Below are 14,252 nucleotides of genomic sequence, written 5' to 3'. Positions count from 1 at the left end.
CGGCCCTCCTTTTGCATTTGGCCGCTACTTGACCTCGATCTTTGCGTCGCTGGCGAGCTTCTTCCAGGCCTCGATGTCACGCGTATTGATGTCGCGCTGCTGGTCTCCGGCGATGAAGTCCACGGAGATGCCGAGCGCCAGCAGCTTCTCGGCGATGTCGGCCTCCGCCAGCGATTCCTTCAAGGCGCCGGCAATTTTCTGCGCGATCGGAACGGGAAGGCCAGCCGGCGCATACATCACCCAGGACAGGCTGCGCTCAAAATCGACGCCTTGCTCCTTGTAGCTCGCAACTTCCGGGAGACTCGGCGATCGTCCCCCGCATACTGCAAGCGCCTTCAGCTTGCCGTCCTTCACCAGCGGCGTGCCGGTCGCCATGTCGACCAGCCCCACCGAGATATGCCCGCCCACCAGGTCGTTCGCGAGCTTGGCCGCGCCGCTGAACGGGACATGCTGCAGGCGAACGCCCGCTTTCTGGGAGAGAATCTCACCGCAGAAGTGCCCGGTCGAGCCGACGCCCCAGCTGCCATACTGGATCGGTTCTCCCTTTTGCGAGAGCTCGGTCAGCGCGCGCAGATCGCTGGCGGGAAAATCCTTCGTGGCGATGAGAAGGATGGATGACGTTCCGATCCGACCGATGGTCGTGAAATCCTTGATCGGATCATAGGGCAGGGCGGGATAGACCGCCGGCGCGAGCACGTGGGTAGTCATGCCGCCGATCGTGATGGTGTAACCGTCGGGCGGAGAGGTTGCCGCCTGCTGCGCGCCGATGGTGCCAGCGGCGCCGGTGCGGTTTTCAACATAGAAGGTCTGGCCGAGGCGCTTGCCTATCCGGTCGGCAAGCAGCCGGCCGAGCACGTCGCCCCCGCCACCGGCCCCGAACGGCAACAGCATTTTGATCTTCTTGGAGGGGTAGTCGGCAGTTTCCTCGGCGTGCGCTGAAACTGTCATCCATGACAGCGCAAGCAGCGACAGCACGATCGCGCGTAACTTCATTTTACTCACTCCCTGGGTTTTATTTTTTGTTCTGGTCGTTCGTCGCCGGCGTTGTTCGCCGGGCGTAGAGATGAAGCCCGTCGCGCCATCAGGGCGCGCGAGGCGCGGCACCGGAGTGCCGCAGGATGAACCGCGTCGGCAGGTAGACCGGCCGTATTTTCCTGGCCTCGTCACCGCCGCTGATACGGTCGAGCAGGATGTTGGCGGCGACCCGGCCCATCTGGTCCAGATCCCAGGTCAACGCAGAAATGCCCGGCGTTGCATGCCGGGCGAGGTCGGTGTCGCCGATGCATACCAGCGACACGTCGTCGGGATAACGCAGGCCGCTGCTGGCGAGTGCGTCCATCACGCCGGCCAGCATGTGCGTGCCCAGCGTAATGATCGCCGTCGGACGGTTGGGGTCCCGCAGCAATTGGCAGACGTCGCTGAACGCAATGCTCGAGCCCTGCGTCTGCGGCCGGATCAAATCAGGATCGACCTCGATCTTGGCTTCGGCATGGGCCTGACGATAGCCGGCAAGCCGCTCCGAACTCGGCAGCAGCGCCGCGCGTCCGGTGAGAAGGGCGATGCGGCGATGGCCAAGCCCGATCAGATAGCGGGTGATTTCGAGGCCGCCGCCGCGATGGTCCGCGCGCACGGACGGCACGCCGGGCACCTCGCGATCGATCGCCACGCAGGGCAGGTCGAGGTTTGCGAGCGCACCGGTGAAATCGGTGTGGGCATTGTCGCCGGCAAACAGCAGCAATCCGTCCATCCGCCGCCGGCGCACCGCTGAGACGAACGCGGTCTCGCGGCCTTCCTCGTGGCGGGTCGCGGCGAGCATCAGCACATAGCCGGCGCGCTGCAATTCTTCCTCCGCGCCGTTGATCATCTCGCTGTAGAGAGGATTGGAGAGGTCGGAGACCATGCAGCCGATTGTCTTGCTCTCGCGCGAACGCAGGGCCTGCGCCGCCGAATGCGGCTCGAAGCGTAGCCGGTTCACCGCCCGCATGATCCGCGCGTGCAACTCGGGGCTGGTATGCGGCTCGCCGTTCATGACCCGGCTGACGCTGCTGACGGATACGCCGGCCTGGGCCGCGACATCACGAATGGTGGCACGTGCAGGCCTGATCCGCCGGCCCTTTGCCGCTGGTCCTTCTTGCACCCTGTTCATCGCTACATCTCGATCGGCCGAAGATTGCGGCGCTAGGCCGCGCAACGCTGAAATCTAGCGTAATCTGAAAACGATATACAAGATGATATGTCCTAAAATACTGACCTTGCGCGGCTTAGATAGATAAAGTATGGAAACGTTTCCAGAAACCTGACCATTATTCCTGCAGGGCAACAACACGGCCGAACGGCCTGAAAAGCGGGGAAACGGACCCAGCCATGACGCGGCGTGTCGAAGGAAAGGTCGTTCTGGTGACCGGCGCTGCCAATGGCATCGGGCGGGGCGCCGTTTTGGTGCTGGCCCGCGAGGGCGCGAAGATTGTCGCGACCGATCTGCAGGATGAGAAGGGCGAAGGCCTGCTGCGCGAATTGCGCGCCGGTGGCTGCGAGTGCGAATACTACCACCACGACGTGACGCGCGAAGAAGACTGGCAGTCGGTCGTGACCGCGATCAAGGCGCGGTTTGGCCGGCTCGATGTCCTCGTCAACAACGCCGGTATCGGCCTTTCGGGCCCTGTCGTCGATATGGCTTTCGCCGACTGGAAGCGGCAGGTGGCCGTCAATCTCGACGGCGTCTTCCTCGGCGTGAAGCATTCGCTGCCGCTGATGCGGGCAGGTGGCGGCGGCAGCATCATCAACGTTTCCTCGATCGCGGGGATCAAGGCGTCGCCGAACGTCTCGGGCTATTGCGCGACCAAGGGCGGCGTGCGGCTGTTCACGAAATCGGTCGCGCTGGAATGCGCCGCCGCCAGGGACGGTGTACGCGTCAACTCACTGCATCCCGGCATCACCGAAACCGCGATCTGGGACACGCTGATCGGCACCGTCGAGGACGGCGCGAACGGCGGACGGGAGCGCGGCCCGACGCTGGATAAGCTCACCGAACGCGCCGTCCCGCTCGGGTACAAGGCGGCACCTGAAGATATCGCCAACGGCATTCTGTGGCTCGCCAGCGATGAAAGCCGCTACGTCACCGGCACCGAACTCGTGATCGACGGAGGCAGGTCGATCGGCTGAACTGCGGGATCAAGAAGAACACGAGGCGGCAAGCATGTACCGCCGGCAAGCAGACGGGAGGTTTCAATGAGCCGTATCTTTGGCGCGGTCTGCCAGAACGGATATGTGGTGCGTGATATCCGCGCCGCGATGGATCACTGGGTCAATGTGATGGGCGTCGGGCCCTGGTACTACATCGACAAGGTCAAGACCGATTACTTCCGCCACCGCGGCCAGTACTCCGCCATGGAGATGAGCGTGGCGCTCGCCAATTCCGGCGATCTCCAGATCGAGCTGATCCAGCAGCGCAACGATGCGCCCTCGATGTACAAGGAGTTTCTCGATTCCGGCCGCGAAGGCTTGCAACACATGTCGTATTGGACCCGCGACTATCAGGCCGTCTACGACCGCGCGCTGTCGCTTGGCTATAACGTGGGTCACGAGGGCCAGATCGGCGGCGAAAAGGGCCGCTTTGCATATTTCGATACGCAGGCCCATCCCGGGACCGTGGTGGAAATTTCAGACATCAGCGGCAGCAAGGGGAGCTTCTTCGAGCACATCCGCAAGGTCGCCGCCGGCTGGGACGGCTCCGATCCCATCCGCGAGGTGGGCGGCCGTTGAGCGGCGCAGCGTCGCCAACGATTCAACAACAAGAACAGCAACATAAGGAAAAAGCGGATGGCAAGACTTCCTCTGATCGACCCGGCGGCAACCGGCGGCGACATACGCACCTCCTTCGACAGGATGCCGGTCGTCCTTAATATCTTCCGGATGATGGCGCATGCCGAGGCCAATTTCATTCCGGCGATGCGGTTCGCCAATTCGATCCTGCACCGCCAGAAGCTCAGCCACGTCAATCGCGAGTTGCTGATCCTCCAGGTCGCGCAGTGGGAGCATGGGGAATATGAGTGGCGGCAGCATGTTCCGATCGCGCTCGGCGTCGGCGTCACGCAACGGCAGATCGACTGCATCGAGCAGGGCAAATACGAGGACGCCGCCTTCAATGAGGCCGAAAAGGCGCTATTGGCGTTCGGCCGTGAAGTGATCGAGAACGTGCGCGTTGCAGCACCGGTCTTTGCCGCGATGCGCCAGCACTTCAGCGAGCAGGAGATCGTCGAATCGATCCTTGCGATCGGATTCTACATGACGATGGCGCGCCTGACGGAAGCAACCGAGGTCGACCTCGACGCCGCCGCCGGCATGACCGTCTTCGAGAGCAGCAAGAAGCGGTTGGGCTGACACCTGCACATTGACCACGCCCCCGGTTGCAGCGATCATCGACCGGTCCAAAGCAGCGATGGCGTGGAGCAAAGGCCATGACGGGTGAGCCGGGAGCGGGCGGGCCGCGACCACTGGGCGAGATCGCCAGCTATCACGCCCATATCTATTACGATCCAGCGACCACACGGGCCGAAGCCGAGCAACTGCGCAGCTGGATCGGCGAGCGCTTCTCGGTCACGCTCGGGCGCTGGCACGATGTCAAGGTCGGGCCGCACGATCAGGCCATGTACCAGGTCGCCTTTGCCCGCGAGATATTCCCCGAACTGGTGCCCTGGCTGATGCTCAACCATGGCAAATTGAGCGTTCTGGTCCATCCGAACACGACCAATCCGCGCCGGGACCATCTGGCCGATCCGATCTGGATCGGGCCGGCGCTCGCGGTGCATGCGGACAAGCTGCCGGAGCACGCTGAAATGGAGCAGGCGCCGGTACCAAATACCAATCCGGTCCTGAGGCCCTGAGAGCCGCCGACCCGCCGGTGCGGCCTTGTCAGAAGGCTTGAACCTGCGGATTGCGCAGGTCATGATGGCGGCAAACATTGTCTCGATTATGCCTTACTTTGGTTTGCATTATGGTGGGGACTTATTCGGTGAATCCTTTAGGAATCAGACGTGATTCCGAAGCGCCGAGCCGGGGATAGATGGGTAATCGTACGACCAGCGCAGCCGAGCTTGCTTCGCGCCCGCGTACCCGATTGTACCGCGAAGCGGCATTCGGGGTCGCGGCGTTCGCCATGGCATTGGGGCTGGCTGCCTGGGCGACCGATTTCGATCTGTCCCGCTGGGTCGATCCCGCATCCGCGAATTTTGCCAGCACAACCTCGTTCGACGAGCGGTTCGGTCCGTCCTCCGTGCGCCGTTCGCTGGCCATCAATTACCCCTCGCGTCCCGCCGTACGCCCGCAACGCTCTGACTTCGAGGCTGAGTTCGGGCATATCGAAAGCCAGTTGGGCGGACCATCGCGAGAGCAGATTGTCCAGCCCGAGCCCGAGCAGCCTGCGCCAACGGTTGAGGCTGCGATTCCCTTGCCAAGATCCCGGCCGGTCCTGGCCAATCTTCAGTCGATGAGGAACGATCCGCCGACGGTCTCGGCCGATAATCGCACCATGTTCGAGAAGCTCGCCGACCTGGTGCCGATGCGCTTCTCGTTGGCGTCGCTGACGCCGGGAGACGGGCTGCTCAGCGAGCGCAAGGATCTGGCCGCGCTTGGCTACGACAGTCAGACCGCCGTCTACGATATTTCGGCCCGCACGGTGTACTTGCCGAATGGCGTCAAGCTTGAGGCACACTCCGGGCTCGGCAGCCTGATGGACAATCCGGCACATGTCGACCAGCGCATGGTCGGCGCGACGCCGCCGAACGTCTACGATCTGAAACCGCGCGAGAAACTGTTTCATGGCGTCGCGGCGCTGCGCATGACGCCGGTCGGCGAAAACGAAATGCATGGGCGAAACGGCTTGCTCGTCCACAGCTACCTGCTCGGTCCCAACGGCGATTCCAACGGCTGCGTCTCGATCAAGGATTATGACAGGTTCCTGCAGGCCTACCGGAACGGCGAGGTGAAGCGGCTCGTCGTTGTGCCGAGCCTTCGCGAAGGCCTGACCGCATCGCGGCGTTCACCGTCTCCGTCATGACTTCGGTCGCCGGCGACGTCGCCGATTCCGATACGCCGTTGCGAGCGGTCTTCAAGATCAACCTGAACGGCAGGACGGTGTCGATCGCCACCGTCGGTCAGGCCTATCGCTTCATCACTAATCTCTCTTCGATCGAATGGATCGAATTCCGCGCGCTGCACGCCGATGCTGTCAGTGCACTGCAAGGTGCCGCCGATAACGCGATGCTGGCCGTGCAGGCGACCAACGCGCTGCGCGCGCTGTTCGTTCGCGCCAGGCTGTTATGAGCCCGGCTTGTCAGCTTATGCCTGGCGCGGCTATGTCTCATGAACACTTGAGAACTAAGTCCTAAGGGAAACGTCCGCATGCCCAGACGTGACGCCGAGATTGAAGACGATCGCCTGATCCGGGAATTGTTGCAGAACTGGGCGATCTGGCGCGATGCCGGCGACTGGGAGCGCTTCCGCACGGTCTGGCATCCGGACGGCCGCATGATGGCGACCTGGACGCAGGGCACCGGCGACGAATTCATCGAAATCAGCAAGCAGGCCTGGGCCAAGGGCATCAGCATCCTGCACTTCCTGGGTGGTGTTTCGGTCGATCTCGCCGGAAACCGGGCGATCTCGCAGACCAAGATGACGATTTCGCAGCGCGCCGAGGTAGAAGGCGTGCTGTGCGACGTGCTTTGCACCGGGCGGTTCTACGACTTCCTCGAAAAGCGGGAAGGGCGATGGGGAATCGTGCTGCGCCAGCCGATCTATGAGAAGGACCGGATGGACCCCGTTACCCCCGGCACAGCGCCTGTTCTGGATAGGGCGTTGCTTGAGCAGTTTCCACAGGGCTACCGGCACCTCGCTTATCTGCAGACCCGCATCGGTTATACCGTCAAGCGCGACATGCCCGGTCTGAAGGGGCCCGAAGTCGAGGCATTATACGCGCGGGGCGCGGCGTGGTTGAAAGGTAATCCGATCTAGCGCAGCGTCCTAAATCGTCGCGACGCTTGACGTAGATCAAGGAACCCGTCCAGTCCCCGGGACCAGCATGAAGCATCACCCATGGCAGGGGATGCGCATGGCAAGTCGCCTGGAGTTGAGTTGGCGGGCGGCACTTTGCAGGCAGCTCGCACGGCGCGAACCACACAGCAAGGTGTATTGGCTGGCCGAAGCAGAGAGTTGGCTGCGTCTTTCCAGTGCACCGATCCATCTGGTACGGGCCCGCGAGCGGGATCCGTTCGAACAGCTCCTCAGCCTGATAGATGAAGCGGCCGGACCTAGCTCAGCTCCTTGCGGACGGTCGCGGCCGCATCGCACATTGCCTTGAGCTTTCCGAACGCGACATGGCGCGGCATGTATTTCATGCCGCAATCGGGCGCGACAACCAGCCGATCGGCCGCGACATGCTTCAGGCCGTTGCGAATTCGGCCGGCCACCACATCGGCGGTTTCGATCTCGGGATTGCCGAGGTCGAGCACGCCGAGCATGATCTTTTTCGACGACAGATCCTTGAGCACGCCGAGATCGAGTTTTGGCTGCGCCGCCTCGATCGAAATCTGCTCGGCACTGGTGTCGGCGAGCTCGGCGAGGAAGGAGTAGCCGGCTGGCTTGGTCGAGCCGGGGACGACCGCGGCATAACCGAAGCACAGATGCACCACGGTCGGCACGGTGATGCCCTGCAAGGCGCGGTTGATCGCCTTGACGGCGTACTGCCGGGCAAGATCGGGATTGTTGCGCACCCAGGGCTCGTCAAGCTGGATCACGTCGGCGCCGGCCTTTTGCAGGTCGAGCGCTTCGGCGTTGACGGCTTCGGCGAACGCCATCGCCAGCTCTTCGTCGTCCTTATAGTATTCGTTCTTGGCCTGCTGGCTCATCGTGAACGGGCCGGGCAGAGTGATCTTGGCCGCGCGGTCGGTGTTCTTGCGCAGGAATTCCATGTCGTGCCGCTCGACCGGGCCGCGGCGTTTCACCGGGCCGACCACGCGCGGGACCGGCGTCGCGTGCCCGCTGCGCGAGGTGATCATCGCCGGATTTTCGTCGTCGATGCCCTCGAGCGCGGTGGCAAAGCGGTTCGAATAGCTTTCGCGGCGGATTTCGCCGTCGGTCACGATATCGATGCCGGCGCGCTCCATGTCGCGGATGGCGACGATGGTGGCGTCGTCCTGCGCCTCCTCCAGATGTTCGGCCGGCAGCCGCCACATCGCATGCAAACGCGTGCGCGGCACCACTTTGGACAGCATCGCGCGATCGACCAGCCATTCCGGCTGCGGGTAGCTGCCGACGACCGTGGTCGGCAGCAGATGCTTGGGCAGGTTCATGATTACCTCCTTGTTCTTGGTATTCGCATAGCGTTTTCAAGCGAAGTGGGTACCGGTTCGCGTGAAGAAAGCGCGTCAACAAAAAAGAGAATCAGGCCGCGCGCGTTGCAGTCGCAGCAACCTCGTCCTTGACCGGATTGCGCAGCACGCCGATGCCGGACACTTCGACTTCGACCACGTCGCCATCCTTCATCCAGAGCGGCGGTGTGCGATAGGCGCCGACGCCGCCGGTGGTGCCGGTGACAATGACGTCGCCGGGTACGAGTTCGGTGAAGGTCGAGCAGTAGGCAATCAGGGCCGGAACATCGAACACGAGGTCCGAGATCGGCGCGGCCTGCACCTCGACGCCGTTGAGGCGGGTCGCAATGGTCTGCTTGCTGATATCAGGGATTTCATCCGTCGTGACCATCCAGGGGCCGAACGCGCCGGTGCCGACGAAATTCTTGCCCGGCGCGAATTGCGAGGTGTGACGCTGCCAGTCGCGGATACTGCCGTCATTGTAGCAGGCATAACCTGCGACATGCGCGAGCGCCTTTTCGCGCGCAATGCGGCGGCCGGCCTTGCCGATGATGACGGCCATCTCGCCTTCAAAGTCGAAACGTTCTGATTCCAGCGGCCGGATCATCGGCTGGCCGCCGCCGACCTGGCTGTTGGCAAAGCGGGTGAAGATCATCGGATGCGGCGGGGTGGGGTGGCCGCTTTCGGCCAGATGCGTGGCGTAGTTGACGCCGATGCAGAAAATCTTGTCCGGGTCGGGCACGGTCGGCAGCAATTCGATTTCGGCCAGCGCGTAATCGGGCCGTTCGCCTTGCAGCGCTTTCAGTTCGTCGAGCGATCCCTTTGCGAGCAGCGACTTCAGTGTCGGATGCGCTTTCAGCCGCTTCCCGGCATCGATGATGCCGGTGTTCGTGATCAGGCCGTAGGTTACGGTCGGGCCGGCCTTGAAACTCGCGATCTTCATGGTGTGACACTCTCTTCGATGTTGGAAACGTAGGGTTGGATCGGCAGCACGATCTCGCCCGACCGGATCGGGACGCAGTCAGGCGGAAAGTCCTGGTGGAAATGTGCGCCGGCTTTCGTGGCGCGGTCGATAAAGCGTTCGAGATGATCCATGGCGCCGCCGGGTAGATCGTGCAGCACCATCAGGCTCCACGGCTGCGTCTGACATTGCTCGATGGCCCGGTCGGCCCAGCCGTCCGGATCATCCCAGTCTCGCGGGATTGCGTTCCAGAGCACGCAGCTATGCTTGTTGCGGATGAGGTAATCGACGACCGAAGGCTTCAACAGCCGCCGATCGAGATTGCCGCCGCCGCCGAACGGCCGGAACCAGCGCTCTGAATGGGCGAGGTCGCCGATCGCGTCTTGCGTCCGGCCGATCTCGTTGTGTGCCGTTTCCGGATCGTGCTGCCGCCCAAGCGGCACCGAATGCGTAAAGGTGTGATTGCCGATCCAGTGGCCCTCGTCGTGCGCGCGCCCTGCCAGCCGACGGCGCTCGGGGTCGCCAAGCTTTTCGCCGATCACGAAGAAGGTCGTCTTGATGCCGCGTTCGCGCAAGGTATCGAGCACGCGCGGCGTGACGCCGGGCTCGGGACCATTGTCGAAAGTCAGCGTCAGGTCGAACACGCAGCTTCTCCGTCAGGTAGCAGGCTGCAGCGCCGTGGGCGCTATTTCTTCCGACGCAGTTTGTCCGGCGCGGGTGCCGGTCTGCCAGATCGCGGCCTTGCGCTCGATCCATTTGATCGCGGCGTTGAACGCGATCGCCATCGCCAGCACCAGCAGCACGCCGGCGAAGACATGCGGGCTGTCGAGAATGGTGCGATAGCGTGAGATCAGGTAGCCAATGCCGGCGGAGGAAATCAGCATTTCCGAGACGACGACTCCGACGATGACCAGCGCGCCACCGACGCGCAGCCCCGAAAGCACGGTCGGGATCGCCGCCGGGATAATCACCCACACCAGGCGCTGGCTCAGCGTCGCGCCCATGCTGCGCGCGGCGAGCAATAGCTGCGGATCGATGGTCTGGATGCCGGCGGCGGTCGCCAGCATCGTCGGCAGGAAGCCATAGATCGAGGCAAAGGCGATCTTGGATTCCGAGCCGATGCCGAGCCAGACTGTGAAGACAGGATAGAGGATGACGAGCGGCACCGCATAGAGGCTCGAGACCATCGGCATGATCAGGATGCGCGGCCGCGGCAGGCTGCCGACGATGGCGCCGAGCAGGATGCCGCCGCCGCAGGCGAATGCCATCGAGATTGCGACCTCATAGAGCGTCACGGCCAGCGCGTGGCCGTACTCGCCGGCCTCGTTCCAGCCGGCCGCGAGCGTCGAGGACAGCGATGGCAGGAACAACTCGGGAATGAGGCCTGCGCGCGGCAGGATTTCCCACAGCGCGATCAGGGCCACCACGATCAATCTGCGAAGCGTTGCCGCGCTCATGCTCGCCTCATGCCGATTTGCGTATATGCCGCCAGATGCGGTCGCGCAGGCTGCCGAACGCGTCGCCGCTCAGCATCTCATAGGTGCGCGGCCGCGGCAGCGAGACCTGCAGATGATCGACGATGCGGCCGGGCCGCGGCGACATCACGATCACCTCGTCGGCGAGGTAGACCGCTTCCGTCAGGCTGTGGGTGACGAACACCACGGTCTTGCCGGTCGCTGCCCAGATCCGCAGCAGCTCATCGCCCATGGTCATGCGGGTCTGCTCGTCGAGCGCCGCGAACGGCTCGTCCATCAGCAATACCGGCGGATCCTGCACCAGGCCGCGCGCGATCGAGACGCGCTGCTTCATGCCGCCGGACAGTTCATGTGGATGGCGCTTGCCGAAACCGTCGAGGCCGACGAGCTTTAACGCATCCTGCGCTCGGGTGCGGCGATCGCTTTTCGTGACTCCCCGCAACGCCAGCGGGAATTCGACATTCTCTTCTGCGGTGAGCCAGGGAAAAAGGCTGGCTTCCTGAAATACCACGCCGACGCGATTCGGGTCGGGCACGGGGATCGGCGCGCCGCTGATGGTGATGGTACCTGATGTCTGCTGGCGCAGCCCGGCCATCATCATCAAAAGCGTTGACTTGCCGCAGCCGCTCGGGCCGACCAGCACGACGAAGCGGCCGGGTTTGACGTCCAGCGAAACATCCTCCAGCGCCACGACATCCTGCGTCGTGGTCTTAAAGACCTGCCCGACATTGCGGACCTCGATCGCGCCGGCCGGCTTCAACGGGGTTATGTTCGCCAATGGCTGCATCGTGTTTCCACCCATCTGACCAGTTCGTTGAAGGCAATTGCGATGGCCGCGATCATCACCACGCCGGCGAGCAACTGCTTCATCTGAAAATTCTCGCCCCAGGTCGCGATCTGATGGCCGATGCCGTCGCGCGAGGCGTACATTTCGGCGAGAATGACGCCGGTGAGATTGAAGATCATCGATATCCGCAGCGCCTCCAGCAGAACGGGGAGCATGCTCGGCAAATAGACGCGAAATGCGGTCTGCATCGGCGTCGCGCCATAGGAGCGGGCGACCGTCAGGTGTTCGACCTTGACCGACTCCACCGCTGTCGTGGTCGACATGATCACGATGAAGATGGTCGAGAAGAATCCGAAGCCGACCTTCTGCGAAAAGCCGACCCCGAACACCAGGATGAACATCGGCAGGAAGATCGATTTCGGGATGCTGAAGGCAAAGAACAGCAGCGGTTTCGCGACATCGGCGAAGTAACGGTTCTCCGCGATCAGGAAGCCGATCAGGGCACCGACGGGAACGGCGAGTGCGAACGCGGTCGCCACCTCGCTCGCGGTGACTACGAGATCCCTACGCACGCTCGCCCGCTGCAGGAGATCGCCCAGCGTGACAAGCGTGTCGGAGGCGGAAGGGAGCAGGCGCGGATTGACGATGCCGGTCCGCGACAGGATCTCCCATATCGCAAACAGCGCCACTACAATGGCGATCCGCGCCGCCTTTACGCCAATGCCTGCTCGCATTGCGTCTGCCTCAGAACTTGGTCGGAACCGGCTTGAACTGCGTCGAGATGATCTCCGCCGCTGGCCCAAGGTCCTTCATGCCGCCGGCCTTGGCCATGTCGAGTGCGAGCTGAAGCTGCTCGGTGATCTTCGGCCCGTCCATGCTGCCGTCGGTTTCAAGCTTCATGATCGTGTTTTCGTATTCCAGCGCCGCGATCTCGGCGGGTATTTCATAAAGCTCGGTGATCAGCTTGACGGAGGCGTCCTTGTTGGCGCGCATGAACATCAGCGCACCATAGAGCGCGTTCAGCGTCTTCTGCACCAGTTGCGGCTTGTCCTGTACGTATTTGTCGAGCGCGATCCACCCCGCAGCGAGGTTCGGCGGTACTTCCTTGGAGAAGTCGAGAATGCTGCGCGCTTCGCCCGATTTGGAGATCTGGAAGCTTAGCGGCGAATAAACCACCGCTGCGTCGACGTTTCCTGCGAGCAGGTTCGGCACCAGCCCACCGCCGCCGACGGGAACGCGGGTGAACTCGATCTTCTTGTCCTGTTGGGTCCACAGCGCCAGCAGGTCGGAGCCGGAGCCCGCGGAGGTGATGGCGACCTTCTTGCCTTTCAGATCGTTGACGCCGAGCGTCGATTTCGAAAGCGTCATCAACTGCCAGCCGTAATAGCCCATGGCGGCGTTCGCGAGCACCTTGGAGTTGACCCCCTTCTTGCGCCCGGCCGATACCAGCGAAGTCGCGTCGAGAATGACATCGGCGGCACCTGCCGCCATCGCCTCGAACGTCTCGGCTCCGCCACGATAGATCGTCAGTTCGGCCTTGATGCCTTCCTTCTCGAACAGTTTCTGGCGCACCGCGGTTTCCGCGATCGTGGTCGGCCAGTAGGTTTTGGTCGGAAGTCCGATGCGAACGGTGTCGGCGGCTTGCGCCATGGCCGATGCGCCCAGCACGGTGGCGGCTGATATCGTTGCCAGTATGTGGCGTCGCGTGATCTTCATTGTGACGTTTCCCTTTTGCTTTTCTTGATTTGATGTTCGAGCGCTCGATCAGGCGGTGTCGCCACCTCCGGAAATTTTCGGTGCTGCGAGCTCGACGAGACGCATGGTGGTCTGGAAATGTGTCGCGAGCGCCGCGACCGCGGCATCGGCATCGCGCTTGAGCACGGCGCGCACGATCGCGGCGTGTTCGGACTCAACGTTGCGGGACTTTTCGGTGTTGCGCCGGATCGCTAATCGTCGATAGCGCTCGCTCTGCTCGTGCAGCACGTCGCGAAAGCCCAGCAGCCATTGCGAGCCGCAGGCATTCACCAGCGTACGGTGGAAGACGCGGTGCCGGACCACCCATTCCTCATAGTGATGCGTCGGATCATCAGGATAGGTGTGGGGAACGGCGCACAGCGCCGCGAACGACTTCTCCACCGACGCAAGCCAGGCCGCATCGCCGCGCTCGATCGAGCGGCGCAGCGCCAGGCCCTCGATGTCGACACGGGTTTGCGTCACGTCGCGCAGGTCGGCCGGCGATACCGGGCTGACGCGAAAGCCGCGCTGGTCGGACGCCTGCACCAGCCCGTCCGCGACCAGCCGCGACAGCGCTTCGCGCACCGCGGCGAGGCTGACCGAAAACTGTTTGGCGAGACCGGCGATATGCAGCTTCTGGCCGGGCAACAACCGGGTCGAGAGAATGTCCGCGCGCAGCCGTTCTTGAACGGCGGACGTCAGGCTGCGAGGCCGTTCGTGGGCAAGGCTGTCGCCAAAACTCAACCCGATACTGCTCATGCGGCCCAGAGTGGCGAGGAGAGGCGAGATCGTCAATCGAAAATCGATTTTTTTAATAAGCTGCTGATCGAGCGGCGTTTTCTTTCAAACCAGCTCGCTGTGGGCGGATTAGCCCCAGAAATGTCCTCGTGGCATCGGCTCAAAATCATCGTGACAACCTCCCCGCACTCACC

17 protein-coding genes are annotated in these 14,252 nt (G+C 63.0%); 7 read left to right on the top strand and 10 right to left on the bottom strand.

Features of this window, described 5'->3' with window-relative positions; translation table 11 throughout:
- Positions 1–24: 24 nt before the first annotated feature.
- Together ACH79_RS02295 and ACH79_RS02290 are read right to left on the bottom strand one after the other, a co-directional pair.
- Complete coding sequence (locus tag ACH79_RS02295) at positions 25–993, bottom strand: tripartite tricarboxylate transporter substrate binding protein (protein WP_161849572.1); 969 nt, start codon at positions 991–993, stop codon at positions 25–27.
- Between the two features lie 88 nt (positions 994–1,081).
- Positions 1,082–2,146 (bottom strand): LacI family DNA-binding transcriptional regulator, encoded by a 1,065-nt coding sequence (locus ACH79_RS02290; protein WP_161849571.1) that lies wholly within the window; start codon positions 2,144–2,146, stop codon positions 1,082–1,084.
- A 218-nt stretch (positions 2,147–2,364) separates the two neighbouring features.
- On the opposite strand from ACH79_RS02290, the gene ACH79_RS02285 reads away from it, so the two are divergent.
- From ACH79_RS02285 to ACH79_RS02255, 7 genes are all read left to right on the top strand, one after another.
- The gene (locus ACH79_RS02285; RefSeq protein WP_161849570.1) at positions 2,365–3,162 is read left to right on the top strand and encodes an SDR family NAD(P)-dependent oxidoreductase; all 798 of its coding nucleotides are present in this window, start codon (positions 2,365–2,367) and stop codon (positions 3,160–3,162) included.
- 66 nt (positions 3,163–3,228) lie between these two features.
- Complete coding sequence (locus tag ACH79_RS02280; RefSeq protein ID WP_161849569.1) at positions 3,229–3,762, top strand: VOC family protein; 534 nt, start codon at positions 3,229–3,231, stop codon at positions 3,760–3,762.
- A gap of 57 nt (positions 3,763–3,819) precedes the next feature.
- Positions 3,820–4,380 carry a carboxymuconolactone decarboxylase family protein gene (locus tag ACH79_RS02275; RefSeq protein ID WP_161849568.1) on the top strand — a complete coding sequence of 187 codons (561 nt, stop codon included), beginning with the start codon at positions 3,820–3,822 and terminating at the stop codon, positions 4,378–4,380.
- Positions 4,381–4,457: 77 nt separating this feature from the next.
- A complete protein-coding gene (locus ACH79_RS02270) occupies positions 4,458–4,883 on the top strand; it encodes a DOPA 4,5-dioxygenase family protein (RefSeq protein WP_161849567.1) in 426 nt (141 codons plus the stop codon).
- A gap of 179 nt (positions 4,884–5,062) precedes the next feature.
- The gene (locus tag ACH79_RS02265) at positions 5,063–6,055 is read left to right on the top strand and encodes a DUF2778 domain-containing protein (protein ID WP_161849566.1); all 993 of its coding nucleotides are present in this window, start codon (positions 5,063–5,065) and stop codon (positions 6,053–6,055) included.
- The gene (locus tag ACH79_RS02260; RefSeq protein WP_161849565.1) at positions 6,052–6,321 is read left to right on the top strand and encodes a hypothetical protein; all 270 of its coding nucleotides are present in this window, start codon (positions 6,052–6,054) and stop codon (positions 6,319–6,321) included. Before ACH79_RS02265 ends, ACH79_RS02260 begins: the two co-directional genes overlap by 4 nt.
- Positions 6,322–6,399: 78 nt before the next feature.
- Positions 6,400–7,008 carry a nuclear transport factor 2 family protein gene (locus tag ACH79_RS02255; RefSeq protein WP_161849564.1) on the top strand — a complete coding sequence of 203 codons (609 nt, stop codon included), beginning with the start codon at positions 6,400–6,402 and terminating at the stop codon, positions 7,006–7,008.
- 296 nt (positions 7,009–7,304) lie between these two features.
- Here the strand turns inward: ACH79_RS02255 and ACH79_RS02250 are convergent, their stop codons facing one another.
- From ACH79_RS02250 to ACH79_RS02215, 8 genes are all read right to left on the bottom strand, one after another.
- Complete coding sequence (locus ACH79_RS02250) at positions 7,305–8,345, bottom strand: uroporphyrinogen decarboxylase family protein (protein WP_202639165.1); 1,041 nt, start codon at positions 8,343–8,345, stop codon at positions 7,305–7,307.
- Between the two features lie 91 nt (positions 8,346–8,436).
- Positions 8,437–9,306 carry a fumarylacetoacetate hydrolase family protein gene (locus tag ACH79_RS02245; protein WP_161849563.1) on the bottom strand — a complete coding sequence of 290 codons (870 nt, stop codon included), beginning with the start codon at positions 9,304–9,306 and terminating at the stop codon, positions 8,437–8,439.
- A complete protein-coding gene (locus ACH79_RS02240; protein WP_161849562.1) occupies positions 9,303–9,968 on the bottom strand; it encodes a polysaccharide deacetylase family protein in 666 nt (221 codons plus the stop codon). The genes ACH79_RS02245 and ACH79_RS02240 overlap by 4 nt, the downstream gene beginning before the upstream one ends.
- 12 nt (positions 9,969–9,980) lie before the next feature.
- Complete coding sequence (locus ACH79_RS02235) at positions 9,981–10,781, bottom strand: ABC transporter permease (protein WP_161849561.1); 801 nt, start codon at positions 10,779–10,781, stop codon at positions 9,981–9,983.
- 7 nt (positions 10,782–10,788) lie between these two features.
- Positions 10,789–11,586 (bottom strand): ABC transporter ATP-binding protein, encoded by a 798-nt coding sequence (locus ACH79_RS02230; RefSeq protein ID WP_246738395.1) that lies wholly within the window; start codon positions 11,584–11,586, stop codon positions 10,789–10,791.
- Complete coding sequence (locus ACH79_RS02225) at positions 11,565–12,320, bottom strand: ABC transporter permease (protein WP_161849559.1); 756 nt, start codon at positions 12,318–12,320, stop codon at positions 11,565–11,567. The genes ACH79_RS02230 and ACH79_RS02225 overlap by 22 nt, the downstream gene beginning before the upstream one ends.
- Before the next feature lie 10 nt (positions 12,321–12,330).
- Positions 12,331–13,302, bottom strand: coding sequence for an ABC transporter substrate-binding protein (locus ACH79_RS02220; RefSeq protein ID WP_161849558.1), 972 nt, complete (start codon positions 13,300–13,302; stop codon positions 12,331–12,333).
- A gap of 48 nt (positions 13,303–13,350) precedes the next feature.
- Positions 13,351–14,115 (bottom strand): GntR family transcriptional regulator, encoded by a 765-nt coding sequence (locus tag ACH79_RS02215; protein WP_246738394.1) that lies wholly within the window; start codon positions 14,113–14,115, stop codon positions 13,351–13,353.
- Positions 14,116–14,252: the final 137 nt, after the last annotated feature.

The sequence above is a fragment of the Bradyrhizobium sp. CCBAU 051011 genome (assembly GCF_009930815.1).
Classification (GTDB): Bacteria; Pseudomonadota; Alphaproteobacteria; order Rhizobiales; family Xanthobacteraceae; genus Bradyrhizobium.
The sequence above is the reverse complement of the archived record's forward strand: the minus strand, read 5'-3'. Positions and strand labels throughout refer to the sequence as shown.

What these genes read in the sequence shown, in the direction of transcription:
- ACH79_RS02295 (WP_161849572.1), bottom strand. Translation starts at nt 993, where the DNA reads ATGAAGTTACGCGCGATCGTGCTGTCGCTGCTTGCGCTGTCATGGATG.
- ACH79_RS02290 (WP_161849571.1), bottom strand. Translation starts at nt 2,146, where the DNA reads ATGAACAGGGTGCAAGAAGGACCAGCGGCAAAGGGCCGGCGGATCAGG.
- ACH79_RS02285 (WP_161849570.1), top strand. Translation starts at nt 2,365, where the DNA reads ATGACGCGGCGTGTCGAAGGAAAGGTCGTTCTGGTGACCGGCGCTGCC.
- ACH79_RS02280 (WP_161849569.1), top strand. Translation starts at nt 3,229, where the DNA reads ATGAGCCGTATCTTTGGCGCGGTCTGCCAGAACGGATATGTGGTGCGT.
- ACH79_RS02275 (WP_161849568.1), top strand. Translation starts at nt 3,820, where the DNA reads ATGGCAAGACTTCCTCTGATCGACCCGGCGGCAACCGGCGGCGACATA.
- ACH79_RS02270 (WP_161849567.1), top strand. Translation starts at nt 4,458, where the DNA reads ATGACGGGTGAGCCGGGAGCGGGCGGGCCGCGACCACTGGGCGAGATC.
- ACH79_RS02265 (WP_161849566.1), top strand. Translation starts at nt 5,063, where the DNA reads ATGGGTAATCGTACGACCAGCGCAGCCGAGCTTGCTTCGCGCCCGCGT.
- ACH79_RS02260 (WP_161849565.1), top strand. Translation starts at nt 6,052, where the DNA reads ATGACTTCGGTCGCCGGCGACGTCGCCGATTCCGATACGCCGTTGCGA.
- ACH79_RS02255 (WP_161849564.1), top strand. Translation starts at nt 6,400, where the DNA reads ATGCCCAGACGTGACGCCGAGATTGAAGACGATCGCCTGATCCGGGAA.
- ACH79_RS02250 (WP_202639165.1), bottom strand. Translation starts at nt 8,345, where the DNA reads ATGAACCTGCCCAAGCATCTGCTGCCGACCACGGTCGTCGGCAGCTAC.
- ACH79_RS02245 (WP_161849563.1), bottom strand. Translation starts at nt 9,306, where the DNA reads ATGAAGATCGCGAGTTTCAAGGCCGGCCCGACCGTAACCTACGGCCTG.
- ACH79_RS02235 (WP_161849561.1), bottom strand. Translation starts at nt 10,781, where the DNA reads ATGAGCGCGGCAACGCTTCGCAGATTGATCGTGGTGGCCCTGATCGCG.
- ACH79_RS02230 (WP_246738395.1), bottom strand. Translation starts at nt 11,586, where the DNA reads ATGCAGCCATTGGCGAACATAACCCCGTTGAAGCCGGCCGGCGCGATC.
- ACH79_RS02225 (WP_161849559.1), bottom strand. Translation starts at nt 12,320, where the DNA reads ATGCGAGCAGGCATTGGCGTAAAGGCGGCGCGGATCGCCATTGTAGTG.
- ACH79_RS02220 (WP_161849558.1), bottom strand. Translation starts at nt 13,302, where the DNA reads ATGAAGATCACGCGACGCCACATACTGGCAACGATATCAGCCGCCACC.